The 17,892-nt window shown below is 41.0% G+C and carries 14 protein-coding genes; 5 read left to right on the top strand and 9 right to left on the bottom strand.

Features of this window, described 5'->3' with window-relative positions; translation table 11 throughout:
- Positions 1-75 precede the first annotated feature (75 nt).
- The 8 genes from QL982_RS12320 to aspS all read right to left on the bottom strand — a co-directional run bounded on the left by QL982_RS12320 (position 76) and on the right by aspS (position 8,919).
- Positions 76-849, bottom strand: a complete 774-nt coding sequence (locus QL982_RS12320; protein WP_290165904.1) for a glycosyltransferase family 25 protein — start codon at positions 847-849, stop codon at positions 76-78.
- A gap of 18 nt (positions 850-867) precedes the next feature.
- A complete protein-coding gene (locus tag QL982_RS12315) occupies positions 868-1,632 on the bottom strand; it encodes a glycosyltransferase family 25 protein (protein ID WP_290165902.1) in 765 nt (254 codons plus the stop codon).
- 62 nt (positions 1,633-1,694) lie between these two features.
- On the bottom strand, positions 1,695-2,699 hold the full coding sequence (locus QL982_RS12310; RefSeq protein ID WP_290165900.1) for an NAD-dependent epimerase: 1,005 nt from the start codon (positions 2,697-2,699) through the stop codon (positions 1,695-1,697).
- Positions 2,699-3,865: a nucleotide sugar dehydrogenase gene (locus QL982_RS12305; RefSeq protein ID WP_290165898.1), complete on the bottom strand. Its 1,167-nt coding sequence runs from the start codon at positions 3,863-3,865 to the stop codon at positions 2,699-2,701. Before QL982_RS12305 ends, QL982_RS12310 begins: the two co-directional genes overlap by 1 nt.
- A gap of 228 nt (positions 3,866-4,093) precedes the next feature.
- Positions 4,094-5,092 carry a Stealth CR1 domain-containing protein gene (locus QL982_RS12300; RefSeq protein ID WP_290165125.1) on the bottom strand — a complete coding sequence of 333 codons (999 nt, stop codon included), beginning with the start codon at positions 5,090-5,092 and terminating at the stop codon, positions 4,094-4,096.
- Positions 5,093-5,112: 20 nt separating this feature from the next.
- Positions 5,113-5,913, bottom strand: a complete 801-nt coding sequence (locus tag QL982_RS12295) for a glycosyltransferase (protein ID WP_290165123.1) — start codon at positions 5,911-5,913, stop codon at positions 5,113-5,115.
- A gap of 131 nt (positions 5,914-6,044) precedes the next feature.
- Positions 6,045-7,022: a lysophospholipid acyltransferase family protein gene (locus tag QL982_RS12290; RefSeq protein ID WP_290165122.1), complete on the bottom strand. Its 978-nt coding sequence runs from the start codon at positions 7,020-7,022 to the stop codon at positions 6,045-6,047.
- A 70-nt stretch (positions 7,023-7,092) separates the two neighbouring features.
- Complete coding sequence (gene aspS / locus QL982_RS12285) at positions 7,093-8,919, bottom strand: aspartate--tRNA ligase (protein ID WP_290165120.1); 1,827 nt, start codon at positions 8,917-8,919, stop codon at positions 7,093-7,095.
- Positions 8,920-9,278: 359 nt separating this feature from the next.
- Here aspS and sohB point away from each other — a divergent pair, with 359 nt between their 5' ends.
- The 5 genes from sohB to QL982_RS12260 all read left to right on the top strand — a co-directional run bounded on the left by sohB (position 9,279) and on the right by QL982_RS12260 (position 15,636).
- On the top strand, positions 9,279-10,259 hold the full coding sequence (gene sohB / locus QL982_RS12280) for a protease SohB (RefSeq protein ID WP_290165119.1): 981 nt from the start codon (positions 9,279-9,281) through the stop codon (positions 10,257-10,259).
- Between the two features lie 363 nt (positions 10,260-10,622).
- Positions 10,623-11,873: an acyl-CoA dehydrogenase family protein gene (locus QL982_RS12275; RefSeq protein ID WP_290165127.1), complete on the top strand. Its 1,251-nt coding sequence runs from the start codon at positions 10,623-10,625 to the stop codon at positions 11,871-11,873.
- A gap of 357 nt (positions 11,874-12,230) precedes the next feature.
- The gene (locus tag QL982_RS12270) at positions 12,231-13,475 is read left to right on the top strand and encodes a phosphotransferase family protein (RefSeq protein ID WP_290165118.1); all 1,245 of its coding nucleotides are present in this window, start codon (positions 12,231-12,233) and stop codon (positions 13,473-13,475) included.
- Between the two features lie 167 nt (positions 13,476-13,642).
- Positions 13,643-14,407 (top strand): histidine phosphatase family protein, encoded by a 765-nt coding sequence (locus QL982_RS12265; protein ID WP_290165117.1) that lies wholly within the window; start codon positions 13,643-13,645, stop codon positions 14,405-14,407.
- A 359-nt stretch (positions 14,408-14,766) separates the two neighbouring features.
- Positions 14,767-15,636, top strand: a complete 870-nt coding sequence (locus QL982_RS12260; protein ID WP_290165957.1) for an SDR family oxidoreductase — start codon at positions 14,767-14,769, stop codon at positions 15,634-15,636.
- Positions 15,637-15,748: 112 nt separating this feature from the next.
- On the opposite strand, the gene QL982_RS12255 is transcribed toward QL982_RS12260, so the two are convergent.
- Positions 15,749-17,449, bottom strand: coding sequence for an AMP-binding protein (locus QL982_RS12255; RefSeq protein ID WP_290165955.1), 1,701 nt, complete (start codon positions 17,447-17,449; stop codon positions 15,749-15,751).
- Between the last annotated feature and the right edge of the window lie 443 nt (positions 17,450-17,892).

Here is a 17,892-nt window from a genome sequence, read left to right as displayed (position 1 = left end):
GTAAGTCATGGTCTTTATAATAATAATTAAGTTTGATAATTAGTTTATAACACTTTTAAGTAGGCTTGACTATATTCACTCAAAAGTTATCTCTTTTGCAAACATGCCTTCTTTGGCTTGAAAAGCAATTCTACTGAGCTCTCGTTTTAATTTGGCCAGACCTTTCTTTTTTTCTGCTTTCATTCTTTGTTTACGTTCTTTTTCTAAGGAGCTAGGAAAAATTAAACTCTGTTTGTGCTCCTTCAATATCATTTCTTGAGCACAAATTGCTGGAGTTAGTTGGTATACAGGCTCTACATTATTTTCGATAAAAATATCGAAAATTATCTCATCAATGGGCTGTAAATGGCTATTACTTAGAAAGTCAAAGTAAAGCTTTGCTCCTTTTGTCGATAATATATAGCCTGCTGCTCCTAGGTTTTTGCCCATGAGTTGTCTAACTTGGCGTTTACCAGATAAAATTAGATTCCTTTTATTTGATAACAAGGCTTTTTTTGCAAAAGCTTCAATTTTAATGATATGCCAATTAGATTTAATCCAGTAAGTAGTGTTGAGTAGCGCTTCAGCATCTTCGCCTAAGTAAACATCATCTTCAAATACGGTTATGTAAGGAATACTCTCATCAATAGATTTTTTCCATATTGCTACGTGACTCATCATACAAGCTAGCTCTCCTGATGTCAGACTAGCATCATCTAAATTTAGTCCTAAAGATTGAGCATAGCTTTTAGCAGTATCTGGTGTTAAAGCATCAAAAAACTCGAAATTAATATTATGTTTCCCAAATTCGTTATTAATATGTTTTCTACGTTCTGTAGCTGATTTAAGGCTGATGACAAAGTTCTTCATAATTTGGATAACTCAGATCTATTTAGTAATAAGTAAGTTTTTAACGGCAGACACTTTGTCTTTTAGCATTCTTTTTTGTTTTTTTAAATTATAAGATGAGTCTCTACCTTCTTTCTCTTTACGTTGTATATTCTGCGTTGCTTGCGTGCCTAAGATGTCACTATCTAACCCCATCGGACTAATCACTGCGGGCCACACGCCTAGGCCTTTGCCGTTTTGACTTAGCCATCTTTGAAAGAATATATCAACAGGCATAGTAATGGGCTTGCCGTGTTTGACGAATTCTTCTGCCCCTTTGCGTGACCAAATAAGTCCCAAACCGCGAATAGGGAAGTAATAGGCATGCCACAAGGTATGTGCATCAAGGGCAGTAATGTCTTTGGCAAGCTTTTTCTTTTTGGCGGCGATATTGACGAGATACCAATCCAGATCTGGATTGGCATGTAAATATGCCAACGTTTGATCAATGATAGGCTTAAAACTCTCAGCCATTTTCATGTCGTCTTCTAAAACCACTAGCATATCAGCATCGGTGTCTAAAAACTTTTGCGCACACTGATAATGGCTAAGATAACAGCCGATTTCTGCATTTAAAAGACTGCGGCCTAAATTTTTACGAGCTTGTTGGTCATCGTAATCTTTAAATTCAGATAAGGTTTTGCCACGGCCATCATAGGCAGAGACTCGCTCAAACGACCAATCGATATGATTAAGCTGTTGTGTGGATCTCTCTAGGCGTTTATCGCTACCGTCTAGATTGATTAGGTAGGTTAATGTTTTCATGGCTTGACTCTTCTTTACAATATCTACTCTAGGATTTATCAGATTTCATGTCTCATTTGAGACTATTTGTCATCCTGATAATACGCTCTATACCAATTTACAAACTTTGAAATACCATCTTCAATACTGGTTTCAGGTCTAAAATCAATATCGGTTGTGAGCTCATCTATGTCTGCATAAGTGATCGGCACATCACCTGCTTGCATCGGTAGCAAATTTTCTTTTGCATTTTTACCGCAAGCACGCTCAATGGCAGTAATGAAACGGCGCAGCGTCACCGGTTGATTGTTCCCGATATTGTAGATTTGGTAAGGAGCTATCGCGGTGGTAGCAGTGGTGTTTTGGGGTAAGGGGACTTTATCGATGATACGTGTGATGCCTTCGATAATATCATCAATATAGGTGAAGTCGCGCTGCATCTCACCATTGTTATATACGTCAATGGTCTCACCTGCTAGGATTTTTTTCGTGAAAGAAAAATAAGCCATATCAGGTCGACCATAAGGGCCATAAACCGTAAAAAAGCGCAGACCTGTCGTAGGAATGTTATATAAATGACTATAAGTATGCGCCATTAACTCATTAGATTTTTTGGTGGCTGCATATAGACTAATAGGATAATCCACACGATCACCAGTACTAAATGGCTGTTTGACATTCATACCGTAGACAGAGCTAGAGCTAGCATAAAGTAAATGCTTCACCTTAGTATGTCGACAGCCTTCAAGCACATTCAAAAACCCTACCATGTTTGAATCCATATAGGCATGTGGATTTTCAATAGAATAGCGCACGCCTGCTTGTGCACCAAGGTTGATGACGATATCAAAGCCATATTTAGCAAACAGACTTGCCATTGCATCACGATCCGCCAAATCCAACTCGATAAATCTAAAGTCATCTTCAGTTGAGTTTTCATCAAGAATTTTTAGGCGACCTTCTTTTAGCTGTACATCATAGTAATTGTTGAGATTATCAATACCAACAATAAAGCATTCTTTATTTAGTAAGGCTTTAATTAGATGGAAGCCTATAAAACCTGCCGCACCAGTGACTAAAACTTTCATTAATCGCTCCCAAATAAGTCACGCGTAAATACTTTATGAGACACATCCTGTATCTCTGCAGATAAGCGATTGGCAACAATGATATCACTCATTGCTTTAAATGTTGATAAGTCTGTAATTACTTTTGAATTAAAAAACTCATCTTCTTCCAATACAGGCTCATATACGACCACTTCGATACCTTTTGCCTTAATACGTTTCATAATCCCCTGAATTGCAGAGGCTCTAAAATTGTCTGAGCCACTTTTCATGACCAGTCGATGGATGCCTACTATTTTAGGGTTTTTTTCGATAATTTTATCGGCTATGAAGTCTTTACGGGTACTATTGGAATCAACGATGGCTCTAATTAGATTACTTGGTACTTCATCGTAATTAGCTAAGAGCTGCTTGGTATCTTTAGGCAAACAGTAGCCACCATAGCCAAATGATGGATTGTTGTAGTGATCGCCAATACGCGGGTCTAGGCTCACGCCTTCTATTATTTGTTTGGTATCAAGGCCAAATGTTTGGGCGTAAGTGTCAAGCTCATTAAAATAGGCCACGCGCATGGCTAAATAAGTATTAGAAAACAACTTAATCGCCTCAGCTTCAGTTGGCTTTACAAATAGTAGCGGCACGTCTTTTTTGATTGCACCTTCAAGTAATAAGTTAGCAAATAACTGAGCGCGTTCTGACTGTTCACCTACAATAATTCTAGAAGGGTAAAGGTTGTCGTGCAGCGCTTTACCCTCTCGTAAAAACTCAGGTGAAAAGACGATATTATCTGTTGAAAAACGTTCTTTAACTTCGTTGGTGTATCCAACAGGGACAGTGGATTTTATGATGATTAACGCAGTTTTATTGACACTGAGCACTTCCTTAATGACATTCTCTACACTTTTGGTATTAAAGTAATTGGTTTTTGAGTCGTAATCAGTAGGAGTGGCAACGATAATGAAATCAGCATCTTTATAAGCAGATTTAGCATCTAACGTAGCGGTAAAGTTAATATTTTTATTCAGTAAAAAATCTTCAATCTCTATGTCTTCAATAGGCGATTGCTTTGCATTAAGCAGCTCGACTCTTTCAGCGATGATATCAACAGCTACAACGTCATTGTGCTGAGCAAGCAACATAGCATTAGATAAACCGACATAGCCTGTACCTACCACTGTTATTTTCATAAAAATCCCAATATTATATTTTGTTTATTATTTTATCGACTGTTATCTAGGGCGTGTCATCAATTAGCACATTAATACATTTAGTGGCCTTAAAATGGCTAAATTTTGCTAAACATCGTCAGTAATTTTGTCAATATGTTCATATTAACGGCAATTTCTTCCTCGTTTATCTACAATTTTTCTCATTTTAAGCCTCACAATCTAATTGATGACACGCCCTAGCATTTATTAGTTAATAGCTTGTAATAGTGATGGCGGCAGATACGCTGAAAATTTATGAATCATAGCATTGCTAATTTTTTTGCATGAGTCTGAATCGAGCAAGTCTAAGCTTTGTATACAGCCATATTTGATCGACTCTTTGTGCAAATCAGCTAGAAAACCTTCAACACTACTTTCATTTTTGAGGTAGTTAACGGATATCGGTGGTTTAAGAATGGTTTCGTTCTTCTGAATTTTTAAATGATTCATTAGTGTAATAGGATTTATTTGAGCCACATCTCTAAATTTGTATTTGATCTGTTCTGTCAATAATTGAAGATGGATTAACAAATGATCTTTTAATATGTTTTTATCGACAATATGAGGGTAGTGATGAATTTCAAAAAACTGATTCATCCCAAGCGCTTTAGCACTTAACATCTGAGCAACGGTATGTTTGGGTTGAACGGCTTTACCCGATAGTCTTTGTAGAGATTTCCGATAATTTAGCTTGGCTTGTAAAAGAGTGCTTTTTCTCCAATGTCCATGAATAATAAGATTGTCATTGTCTAAAAAGTCTTCCTGAATCGCAGGCTGATTAAAGAAAAAATCATCATTCATGTATATAAAGTAGTCAGATAGACCTGAGATATTCCATAGCATGGTTTCAATAGATCTGGTGTTGAAGGTCGGCAGAAATTGCTCATATCCAGAAAATATTTCTTTATGATCGACAATACGTATTTTATCTTTAGCACAAATACCTTTATTGGCAAATTCAGAGATAAGTGCTGGCTGCTGTTGGTCTGTAACCACATAAATATAGCGACAAAAAGGAACGTATTTTAAGATAGAAGCAATGTTGTAATAGATCTCATCATTACTAGCGAATCGTGTTGAGCTGACGGCGTCAGAGGCAGCGCTCGTTGTTTTTTGATATTGTGCTCTTTTTTGTTTAAGCGCTGGATCATCACCATCTACCCAAGCAATGACGATATCTATTTGTTTTTCATTATCTGACTTCATGGTTTATCCTCTTTTCGAGCCTATCGCCAATAATCTTTTAGCCAAGGGCTTGGCTTCACATGTCGATACCATTTGCCGCCACTGCCAGCGATGGCATCTGGCGGATTAATCTCACCATGAAAAATGACGATTTTTGCATCATCTGGTAGAGCAGGTGTGCGTACAAAGTTAAAAGGAATCGGCGCAATACATTGGTACTTGAAGCTGACACACCAGGTTTTATCCCAGTATTCTAAATGATGATGCTCACGCAAATAGTTAGAGAGATAGGCTTGTTCGTGACGTACTTGGGTGCGAATGGTTTCAAAGTTACGCTCAAAATTGGCCAGCAAATCAGGATAGGTATCCATGCCAATATTAAAGCGATAGACGGAGCTATTACCAATCATACGCCAAGGCTTTTTCCAATCGCGGATAATGACGACGCTGTCTTCATGCTCTGCTTGGTAAGTAAAAAACGCATCAATGTTATCGACAATCACAATATCGATATCTAAAAATAGTGCCACACCTTTTAAATCATACAGCTCAGGTTTAAAGGTTGTGAGCTTTTTCCAGCCACGTTCAGGACCTGCTGGCAAATCCATTTCAGGTATGGGATAGCAAGCAATAGCAGGGTCAATACCTGTACTGTCATCGGTCAAGCAAACCATTTGAAAATCTAAAGTCAAATGACGGCTAACCATATTGTACAAACGGTTGACGTATTCAGGACCATATTTATCGCCCCATTTCATACAAATGATATAACGTTGTTCAGCAACATTTGCGTTGGTTTGCGCTGGGTTTATAGAAGAGGTCTTGGTTACATCAGATGTCATAATGCACTCGTAGTGAGATAATAGTGAGGTAAATGAAGAATTATTAAAAAATAAAAGGATGCTGAATTCAGCCAATACTAGCACAACAGACCCTAATGATATGTCTAAATAGTTGAACGATAAGGCGGTTATTACGTATCATGATCGCGCTTCGCGCTATCATTGACATTGTCATCAGAATCAGAGCGATTAGAACCGATAGAATGGTGAGCGTCAATAAAAGCTTCTAACACCGCTTTATCTGTTCGGTAAGGATTGCCTAAATCTGGTATGTGCTTAAAGCGTCGATAGCCCCACATGTAGTGACTGTATTTTTCTTCAATCATCTGTTGCATGGCTTGGTTAAGAGCCTGAGCTGCTGTTTTGGCATTGCGATCATATAGTGCTGGATCATCGAGTTTGTAGCAATAAATATCAAAACCGCGTCCATCAGTACGGCGAATACAAGACAAGCCGACTAAGGCACATTTGGTTTTGCTCGCCAATTTTGAGGCAAGTGTACTGGTTAATGTTTCTATACCAAAGAACGGAACGACAACGCCGCCTGACGGATCTGGAACGTGGTCTGGCAACACAATACTAAAGCCACCTTGCTTGAGCGTTTTAAATATCGCTTTCACACCGCTACCATCGGTAGGGACTAACGTCGCATTGAGACGCGTACGACCTTGAAGGATAAACTCGTTAGCGAATTTACCATCGACGGGTTTATACATAATGGTTGGCGCGCCAAACTGATTGAGCCAAGCGTTCATCATCTCCCACGTACCGAGATGTGGGACGATTGCCAGCATACCATTTGGACTCGCCAGTCCCTCTAATAAAATGTCTTTATTATGGACGTCACAAATCTGAGCGATACTCCATTCAGGTGGCATCGCCCAGCTTTTTATAGATTCAATACTGGTCAAGCATTGATGATAAATAATGTCTTTCGTCAATGCTTGTTTTTGCGCAGTAGATAACCCAGGGGTAATCAGTGCCATATTAATTTGAATGGTACGCATGATACTTAAGGTGGGTACTTTTATAATCACCCACGCAACAAAACGTGCCAGTATCTGCAAGACAGATAATGGCACGTATTTGAAAATATGGTACGGATTCATGACCACTCACATGGTAATGAATCGCGTAGCCAGTCAGATAAAAAATAACTAAACATTATCTTGACTATACTTATTGTGCAGGTTGATTGGTGTCAGCTTGTGCTTTTTCACGCACACGGATACCAAGTTCACGCAGTTGCTTGCCATCAACGCCAGCAGGTGCTTGAGTTAGTGGGCACTCAGCAGTTTTGGTTTTTGGGAAGGCAATCACGTCACGGATAGAGTCAGCGCCTACCATGAGCATAATCAAACGATCCAAACCAAATGCTAAGCCACCATGCGGCGGTGCACCGAATTTCAATGCATCAAGTAAGAAACCAAACTTGTCTTCAGCTTCTTGCTCACCGATACCTAAAGCTTCTAATACGGCTTGCTGCATATCGTAGGTATTGATACGTAAGCTACCACCACCAACTTCTGTGCCGTTTAATACCATGTCATAAGCGATAGATAGGGCAGATTCTGGGTTGTTTTTCAATTCTTCAACTGAGCCTTTAGGCTTGGTGAACGGATGATGCATTGACGTCCAACGACCATCGTCAGTCTGCTCAAACATTGGGAAATCAGTGACCCAAAGTGGCGCCCACTCACAAGTCGTCATTTCCAGATCGAGACCGATTTTTTGACGTAATGCACCAATCGCATCATTCACGACACTGGCTTTATCGGCACCAAAGAAGATAATATCGCCATCTTCTGCAGCAGTACGCTCGATTAGGCTCACAAGTACATCGTCAGTCATATTTTTGATGATTGGAGACTGTAGGCCAGACTCTTTGTCCACACCGTTGTTGATGCTGCTAGCGTCATTAACTTTGATATAAGCCAAACCGCGTGCGCCATAGATACCAACAAACTTGGTATAAGCATCGATTTGCTTACGGCTTAATGAAGCGCCGCCAGGGATACGTAGGGCAGCCACACGACCTTTAGGATCGTTAGCAGGACCTGCGAACACTTTGAAATCGACATCTTTCATCAAATCTGCAACGTCGACCAGTTTTAGTGGAATACGTAAGTCAGGCTTGTCTGATGCATAATCACGCATTGCTTCTGCATAAGTCATGCGAGGGAACTGTTCAAACTCAACATCCATCATGGTCTTAAACAAATGCTTGATAAGGCCTTCGTTGATGTTCATGATTTCTTCTTCGTTTAAGAAAGAAGTCTCAATATCCACCTGAGTAAATTCAGGCTGACGATCAGCACGTAAATCTTCATCACGGAAGCATTTAGCGATCTGATAATAACGGTCAAAACCTGACACCATCAATAACTGTTTAAATAGCTGTGGTGACTGCGGCAATGCAAAGAAGTTACCTGGGCGAGTACGTGATGGTACTAGATAATCACGCGCACCTTCTGGCGTCGCACGAGTCAGAATAGGTGTCTCAACATCTAAGAAACCATGATCATCTAGATAACGACGAATTGTTGAAGTCGCTTTGGCACGGAACACCATACGCTCTTGCATTTGTGGACGGCGCATATCGAGATAGCGATACTTCAGACGCAAATCTTCTGATACGGTAGTCTTCTCATCATTCAATGGGAATGGCGGTGTTTCAGACTTGGCCAGTACTTCAATCTCTTTGCCCAGTAGCTCAATGTGACCACTGGTCATATTGGCGTTTTCAGTGCCTTCATAACGGCGACGCACACGACCAGTAATTTTTAGCACATATTCAGGACGTACCGCATCAGCAGTAGCAAAAGCTTCTGGGGTATCAGGATCGACGACTACCTGCAAGATACCAGCGCGGTCACGCATGTCTAAAAAAATCACGCCACCGTGATCGCGACGACGATGTACCCAGCCTACGACACTAATGGTTTGCTCAATGAAGCTTTCGGTTACAGCTCCGCAATATTCGTCTCGGTATTCGCTATGCGTCATAATATAGTTATCCAGTTGTCAGCCCAATTCGAAGTACAATAATGCAGCCATTGCTGTATGTTTCAAGCTATTTGCAAAAAAAACACACAAACAACGCGATTAAGACAAATGGTCATCACGTTGGCTGCAGAAAATTTAATGTAAACGCGTATTATGCCTAATCTGCCTTTGTTATACAACCGGCTGAGTTCAATCAAAGCATAGGAGTGTTTAAGTAGTTGAGGTATTTATTCAGCAATATTTATATTGGGTTAAATATTGTCATTCTGCTTGAAAACACCGTCGAGCGTGCGCATATCAACCGCACGCTAATAAAAACAGCCATATTGATATATCTACTGACTTGAGGATTTGTAATCATGCTATTTCATCCACCAAAAAACCCTGTTGAGCTAAAAATACGACACTTGAATGAAGCCCAAACACAGCGCCGTGAAGATTTGATGGAAGCCACCCAAGGCAAAGCAGCGCTTAAGCAATTCAAAAAAACAATGGCTAAAAAAGCCAAGCAAGCCCTAAAGGTAAAAACCAAAAATAAGAAAAAACATGCTGATGATAAAGCACAAGTTTTTGTGCTTGATTTTGATGGTGATATCAAAGCAACGGCAGTCAAGCATCTACGCGAAGAAATCAGCACGCTCATCAGTGCTGCAAATAAAGGTGATGAAGTCGTCGTGCGTCTTGAGTCAGGCGGCGGTGTGGTGCATGGTTATGGTTTGGCGGCAGCGCAATTGGTTCGCTTAAAAGATGCTGGTCTAAAGCTAACTGTCTGTGTTGACAAAGTCGCGGCGAGCGGCGGCTATATGATGGCTTGCGTCGCAGATAAAGTAGTGGCGGCACCATTTGCCATCATTGGCTCAATTGGCGTGATCTCACAATTACCAAACTTCCATAAATGGCTCAAAAACCACGACGTCGATTATGAGATGTTTACGGCGGGTGACTACAAGCGCACAGTCACTGTATTTGGTGAAAATGATGCAGAAGATCGTGCCAAATATCAAGAAGAGCTAGAGCAAACGCACGAGCTATTCAAACACTTTGTCAATAACTACCGTCCAACACTCGATGTGGCAAAAGTGGCCACTGGAGAGCACTGGTATGGTGAAGATGCGCTAAAACTTAACTTGATTGATAGCTTGCAAACCTCAGACAGCTATATTTTAGAGCGCATGGAAGACAAGGAAGTGTACGCATTATATTCACGTCAGAAGCCGACACTCGCTGAAAAGCTAGGATTGGCGCAAGCAGCAGAGGCAACGCTTAGCATGGCAGTAGATAAACTACCTGATGCACTCGCGCGTTTTGATTTGAATAGTCGCCTAAATATTCTGAAATAATGTTAGTTATCATTATGATAATGAAATGATGGTATTTTAGTGTTCAGGAATTTTCGGATACATTGTTTATATTTTGTAAAAGGCGTGGCCTAGCTGGTCGCGCCTTTTTGCTGTTTATTGATAATTGCTGTGTTATAAATGTAGCATACAGAAAACAGTATACGTACGTGCACTATAGTCATTTCACTATAAAAGTATTACTGCATTAACCTCGCTTGAAGTATCACATATACATCTTCACTCGGTTGCCTTGTACTACTTTCAAATTGAATCGACTATAAGGTTCTCATGGAGTTTTTTATCAACACTTGATTTAGACAATCAATAAAGAAAAGGAAGTCATTTATGTCTAACGACAATTTAATGTTTACAGCAACAGAACATGGTCAAGCCATGCATGCCAAAGTCAAAGCGTTCATTGAAACGCACATTGAGCCAATCGAAGCGCAATTTTGGGAAGAGTGTCATAAGAAAAATCCTGACGGTAATTGGGAAAACTGGGAATGGCCAGAAGCCTATGAGAGCCTGCGTAAGCAAGCACGTGAAGAAGGCTTGTGGAATTTATTTTTGCCTGATGACACACTAGGGGCAGGGCTTTCGGTAACTGATTATGCACCTATCGCAGAATTGACTGGTCGCAGTTTGCTTGCGCCGCATGTATTCAATTGTAATGCACCTGACAGCGGTAATATGGAGCTATTGTGGCGCTACGGCACCCAAGAGCAGCAAGACAAGTGGCTGACCCCAATCCTAGAAGGTAAGACGCGCTCTGTGTTCTGCATGACCGAGCCTGATGTCGCATCAAGCGATGCAACCAATATGGAAGCAACCGCTGTAGTCGATGGCGATGAGATTGTCATAAACGGTAGCAAATGGTGGTCATCTGGTCTTGGCGATCCTGCGGTTGATATTCTAATTGTCATGGCATATACCGCTGATGAGAGCGCAGACCGTCATCATCAACATTCAATGGTGCTTGTCCCAGTTAATACTGCGGGTGTGAATATCAAACGTATGCTTAAAGTGTTTGGTGATTATGATGCACCGCACGGACATGGCGAGATTAGCTTTGAGAATGTACGTGTGCCAGTCAGTCACTTCATCGGTGGACCAGGTAAAGGCTTTGAGATTGCGCAAGGTCGTTTAGGGCCAGGTCGTATTCATCATTGCATGCGTTGTATCGGTGCTGCTGAAAAGTCTCTAGAATTAGCGGTTAAGCGTGGTATGTCACGTACTGCCTTTGGTAAGCCATTGCTACAATTGGGTGGTAACTTTGAGCGTATCGCTGAAGCACGTATCAAGATTGATCAAGCTCGTTTAATGACCTTATATGCTGCACAAAAAATGGATGCTCAGGGTACCAAAGCAGCATTGACTGAAATCTCTGCTATCAAAGTCGTGGCACCAACTGTATTGCAAGAAGTCGTCGATATGGCGATTCAGATTCATGGTGGCATGGGCGTCTGCCAAGACACATTACTACCAAACTTCTATGCGCAAGCACGTGTACTACGTTTAGCGGATGGCCCCGATGAAGTACACAAAACCATGATTGCCAAACTAGAACTCAAACGTCAAGGCTTTAGTCGTCCGACTAAATCTGACAAAGCTTAATCTTAACAAACGGTTGTGTGAGTCAGTCTTGATCTGCTCACGTAACCTTTGTTAAAAATAAGCCAATCGTAATGCTAATTGAAAATTCACTATTAACGACTTAGTAGTGAATTTTTCATCACTACTAATGATTTATCACTAGGGCGTGTCCTCATTTCAAAAATGGTGATAAGCATGAGATAAATTGACGTCAAACCAGAAAAGTAGCACAGATAATATCGAGATATTGACCAGCTATTTGACGTGGTTTGGCAAAAGTTAGCCATTTTTAATCCAGTTAGATGACTATCGATTGAATTGAGGGCTAGCTCGCATATCTGTTATAAAAATAAATGACCACATGATAAGGAATGTCTCATGGCAACTGATAATAAAGTATTAGACAAAGGCGGTGCCGTACGCGAGGGTGAAGAGCTTGATGACAAAGCAGTTAGTGAATGGCTTCGAAGCCAAGGTATCGATGTAGTAGGCGAGCCTACCGTCACTCAGTTCTCAGGTGGTGCATCAAACTGGACCTATCGTTTACAGTACGAAGGCAACGACAAAAACCAAGATCTCATATTACGCCGTCCACCGAAGGGCACTAAAGCAAAATCTGCGCACGACATGGTGCGTGAGTATACCGTTCAAAAAGCATTAAAAGATGCTTATCCTTACGTACCTGAGATGATTGCACTATGTACGGATGAAGCTGTTATTGGCGCTGATTTTTATGTGATGGAGCGGATGGAGGGTATTATCCCTCGTGCAGAATTACCGAAAGGTATCGATCTAAACCCTGAGAAAACGCGTCTGCTTTGCACCAATGTTTTGGACGCTTTAGTAGAGTTACATCAGATAGATTATACCGAGCATCCTGATTTGGTCAATTTGGGTCGCGGCGATGGCTATTGTGAACGCCAAGTCAGTGGCTGGGACAAACGCTATGTCAAAGCAAAAACCCCCAACGTACCGAGCTTTGCATTGGTACGACAATGGCTTGGTAAGCACACGCCTGCTGATAGTAAAACCTGTATCATTCACAACGATTGGCGCTTTGACAATGTCATACTCGATGCCGCTGAGCCGACCAAAGTCATTGGTGTGCTCGACTGGGAGATGGCCACTCTTGGCGATCCATTAATGGACTTGGGTAGTGCTTTGGCTTATTGGATTGAAGCGGATGATAATATCATCATGCAGCAGTCTCGCCGTCAGCCAACGCACCTAAAAGGTATGATGACACGTGACGAAGTGGTGGCTTATTATCTAGAGAAATCTGGTTTAGAGATAGACAACTGGACCTTTTATGAAGTGTTTGGTTTGTTCCGCTTAGCAGGTATCATTCAGCAAATTTACTATCGTTACTACAACAAACAAACGACCAATCCCGCTTTTAAGAATTTTTGGATTATCGTTCATGTATTGCATGCCAAATGTCTCAAATTGATCGCTCAGTATGAAGGCGAGGCCTTATTTACCAATCGTGTGCAGCCGCATCTACAAGACATGGGTGTTGATACTGCGATGATTGAGCAGTTACCGAGTCCGATACAGTCTGTTATCAAAGGTATTTTGCCAAAAAGCTATTTTGTGCAAACTTCTCATAAATACGAAGAATAAATGCCTTAAAAACCTATTCACTAAAGAACGCGATAATATAGTCAATCCATAATAATAACGATACAAGAAAACCGCGTGCAAGCGATACATTTGTATGGCCAGCGAGGTTGACGCCGTAGCGGTTTTATCATGGGCAGACTATAGTATTATCAATAAGGCAATGTTTTATGACAACCATACTTTTAGCACGCCATGGTCAAGCATCTTTTGGGCAAGAAAACTATGATCAGCTCTCAGAGCTAGGAGCTGTTCAGGCGCAAATGCTGGGTCAGCACTATGCAACCACGCAGCGTCGCATTGATGCGATATTCACTGGAAAATTGGTTCGACAACAAGACTCAGCGCGCCATTTTTGGGAACATTATCAACCCTCTGTTCATACTGATACAGGCGATGGCATGCCTGTTGTATCCGCAATCGACTTTGATCAGCCTGACAGCTATATTCTGCCAAAATTTGATGAATTCAATCACAAAGACGTATTTGTTAAGTCAAATCCTGACTTCATGAATAAAGGTGCGATTACGGCTGAGGTGGCTAAATCAGAGGTGCCAGCCACGCGTTTGGCTGAGCTATTTGATCAGGCAATGCAGCGCTGGCATGGCGGCGATAACGATAAGGATTATATTGAGAGCTGGCCACAGTTCAATGACCGCGCTCAGCAAGCGCTTGAACAGGTACGCGCACAAGTAGCAAGCTTAGGGTTAGATCGTAACAGCACCGTATTGATATTCACTTCAGGTGGTGTTATTTCTGCTATCACTGCACAGCTACTTAAGCAAGGCAGTCAGACGGCTTATCAATTGAATAAAAGCTTGGTCAATACTGGGGTAACTTCGGTCACATTTAAAGATCAAAGCACTCGTTTGATGTCACTCAATGAATATAGTCATTTATTCTCTTATGGCAATTCTTTCGTGACGTGGCGCTAAGCTAGGGCGTGTCCTCATTTTAAAAATGGTGATAAAAATGAGATAAATTGCAGTCAAACAAGGAAAATAGCGCAGATAATATCGAGATATTAGTCAGCTATTTGACGCCGTTTGGCAAGATTTAGCCATTTTTAACCCATTTAGATAACTATCGATTGAATTGAGGACACGCTCTAGCAACCAGTAAATACAGGTGAAAGTAAGGTAAAGCGGTTACTTAAGAGAGGTAGCCGTCCTTTATCTGATTAATCATCATTGAATATTATGGATTTATTTTGATCACTGACAAAATCAACCTATAAATTTGCGATATGATAGATTATTGTTTTGATCTCATATCGATATGAAAAGGACTGTCCATGCAAAATAGATTGATAAATTTAGTCACCAAAAGCGCTAGGCAACACAAAGACCAGATAATCGGTGCCGTTCGGCCATCACGTTATTTACGAAAGTTAAATAAGCAGCAGGTTGGACACGACAAGACTGTACTCATTACAGGTGCCAGCTCAGGGTTGGGCGAGGGTATGGCAAGATTGTTTGCAAAGCTTGGTTATAACTTGGCAATTTGTGCACGTCGTACTGAGCGCTTAGAGTGTTTACAATCAGAATTGATGGCACAGTATCCTGATATTCGTATTGAATATCGAGTATTAGATGTCAGTAATTATGACGCGATATTTGAAGTATTTGATGCGTTTGTGACTGATTTTGGTCACATCGATCGAGTGGTGGTCAATGCAGGTATTGGGGATAGTCGCCGCATTGGTAAAGGGCGTTTTGATACGAACCGCCGCACGGTTGAGATTAACTTTATTTCGGCATTGGCGCAATGTGAAGCGGCAATGAATATTTTTCGTGCCCAAAATAGTGGCCATCTAGTGGTGATATCTAGCATGTCAGCGATGCGTGGATTGCCTAAGCATTTGACTGCCTATGGCGCAAGTAAAGCGGGCTTGGCGCACTTAGCAGAAGGCATTCGTGCTGATATGCTACTAACTAAATTACCCATCAAAGTTTCTACGATTTACCCAGGCTATATTCGTACTGAAATTAACGAAAATGCGAAGCCATTGCCGTTTGAAGTGGATACAGATACGGGTACCAAAGCAATCGTTGCGGCAATCGAGGCAGGTGTAGACGAAGCTTGTGTGCCAAGCTTGCCATGGTCTATCGTCGGTCAAGCCATGAAGCACTTACCATTACAAGTGATGAGTAAACTCAGCTAATATGATTGACTTTCCAAACACTACACAATAAACGCTAAGTACAAAATAAGCAGCCCACTATTATATAGTGGGCTGCTTATTTTGATGTTATTTGAAAATCATAACATGCAGATTACAACGTTTGAGGGTTGTCTGATACATGCTGTTCGCGCAGCTTTTGGCGTAATATTTTACCAACATTACTCTTTGGTAATTCACTGACAAACTCGATATGACGCGGACATTTGTAACCTGTCAGATTGTCTAATGCAAACTCTTTAATGACTTCTTTAGTGACATTATTATCTGCAGGCACGATATAGATTTTAACCGCCTCACCCTGATGTGCATCAGGAATACCAATGACGGCGCAATCCATAACACCATCACAATCGAGCATGACAGATTCAATCTCATTCGGGAATACGTTAAAACCTGAGACCAAAATCATGTCTTTTTTACGATCAAGTAAGGTAAAGTAGCCTTTTTCGTCCATACTAACAATATCACCAGTACGGAAGTAACCATCGCTGGTAAAGTCGTTTGAGTTGTCTGCATTGAAATAACCAGAGGTGACGTTAGGGCCCTTCATGCACATCTCACCAGCTTGATGCGTACCCAGTCGATTACCTTCATCATCGATGATAATAGCATCGACGCTAGGGCCTGGAATGCCAATGGTACCGTTAAATTTGCGGTCAGTAATAATATTGTTGGTACCTACTGCCACACATTCTGTCATACCCCAACCTTCAATCATCGGGCAGCCAGTTACTTCAAGCCAGTGTGCTGCAGTTTGCTCAGCCGCTGCCATACCACCAGCCTGAGAGAGGTGTAGTGAGCTAAAGTCTAAGTCTTTAAAGTTTGGCTGATCAAGCAGTCCTTTAAACAAGGTGTTTACCGCAGGGAAAATATGGAAGGGTTGTTTTGATAAGGTTTTGACAAACCCTGGCATATCACGTGGGTTAGGTATCAATATAAACGTATAACCTGAACGCATACCAAGCAGACTTAGCATAAACGCAAAAATATGATACAATGGCAGAGCCATGACCATATTAATATATACTTCATTGATATCTGAGGTGACAGGGCGGAACCATGCTTCTGACTGCATGGCAGCGGCTATAACGTTACGCTGAGTAAGCACTGCACCTTTAGATAAACCAGTTGTTCCACCCGTATATTGTAAAATGGCGTTTTGTTGCAGGGTGGTTTTTGATGATTGAATTGGTAAGTTTTTCCCTTTTTTTAGCACTTCAGGGAATTTGGTGACATTATATTTAGGGTCGTTAAGGTTGTATTTAGGCACTAATCGTTTGACTTGACGGATAACCGTATTAACTAAAATGCCTTTTAGTCCCATCATATCGCCCATTTTTGATAGCACGATACGCTTGATATTTGTCTCTTCGATGACTTGCTCTAGGGCTTGGGCAAAGTTATCAACGACAAAGATAGCTTGAGCACCTGAGTCATTTAACTGATGACGCAGTTCGCGGCCCGTATACAGGGGGTTGATAGGAGTACATATATAACCTGCACGTAGAATACCAATCATGGTTGGTAGATATTGCGGGACGTTTGGCATCATAACAGCCACTACGCTGCCTTTAGGTAGGCCTTGAGCTTGTAACCATGCTGCCACTGCAAGTGAGGCATTATCAACATCCCCATAAGTATGCGTAACGCCCATACAAATCGTCATCGGATGCATACGAAAGCGATTAAAACACTCTTCATATAACTCTATGAGGCTTTCATATTGATCAGGATTAATGGTCTTGGGTACGTTTTCTGGATATTGATCGAGCCAAGGTTTCTCTACTGTCATGATTAGCGTCCTTAAATATTAAAATAATTTAAGGCTCTATAAAAAAGTAGTCACATCCATGTCAATAATTGAAATCGCTGTTTTGTTAGCAATAAATTATCGAGTGCTATCCTATATATATAGTCAATCCACTATAAAGCTGTCACAGCATCAACCTTGCTTGAAGTATTGCAGATACTTCTATACGCTTGGTCACTTTGCCACTTTTGAATTGAGTTAACTATATTTACATACTGCTAAAATATGGGGCCTTTATAAAGTTTGATTTAACCACAAAGTGTAAGCATCTAAGTAGATTAAAAAGCGGATTACTGTTTTGGTTATGGCAATTGCCACACGCCTAATGTGAATCAATCAAGATTCATCAAAAATACTATTATATTAAAATAATAGAAAGTATAGTGATACATTTTGGCGCTACATTAACATAACTACAACTGGGT

It is taken from the genome of Psychrobacter sp. 5A.1, from assembly GCF_030407455.1.
Classification (GTDB): domain Bacteria; phylum Pseudomonadota; class Gammaproteobacteria; order Pseudomonadales; family Moraxellaceae; genus Psychrobacter.
Note: the sequence above shows the minus strand (reverse complement) of the source record. Positions and strands in the feature narration are given on the sequence as shown.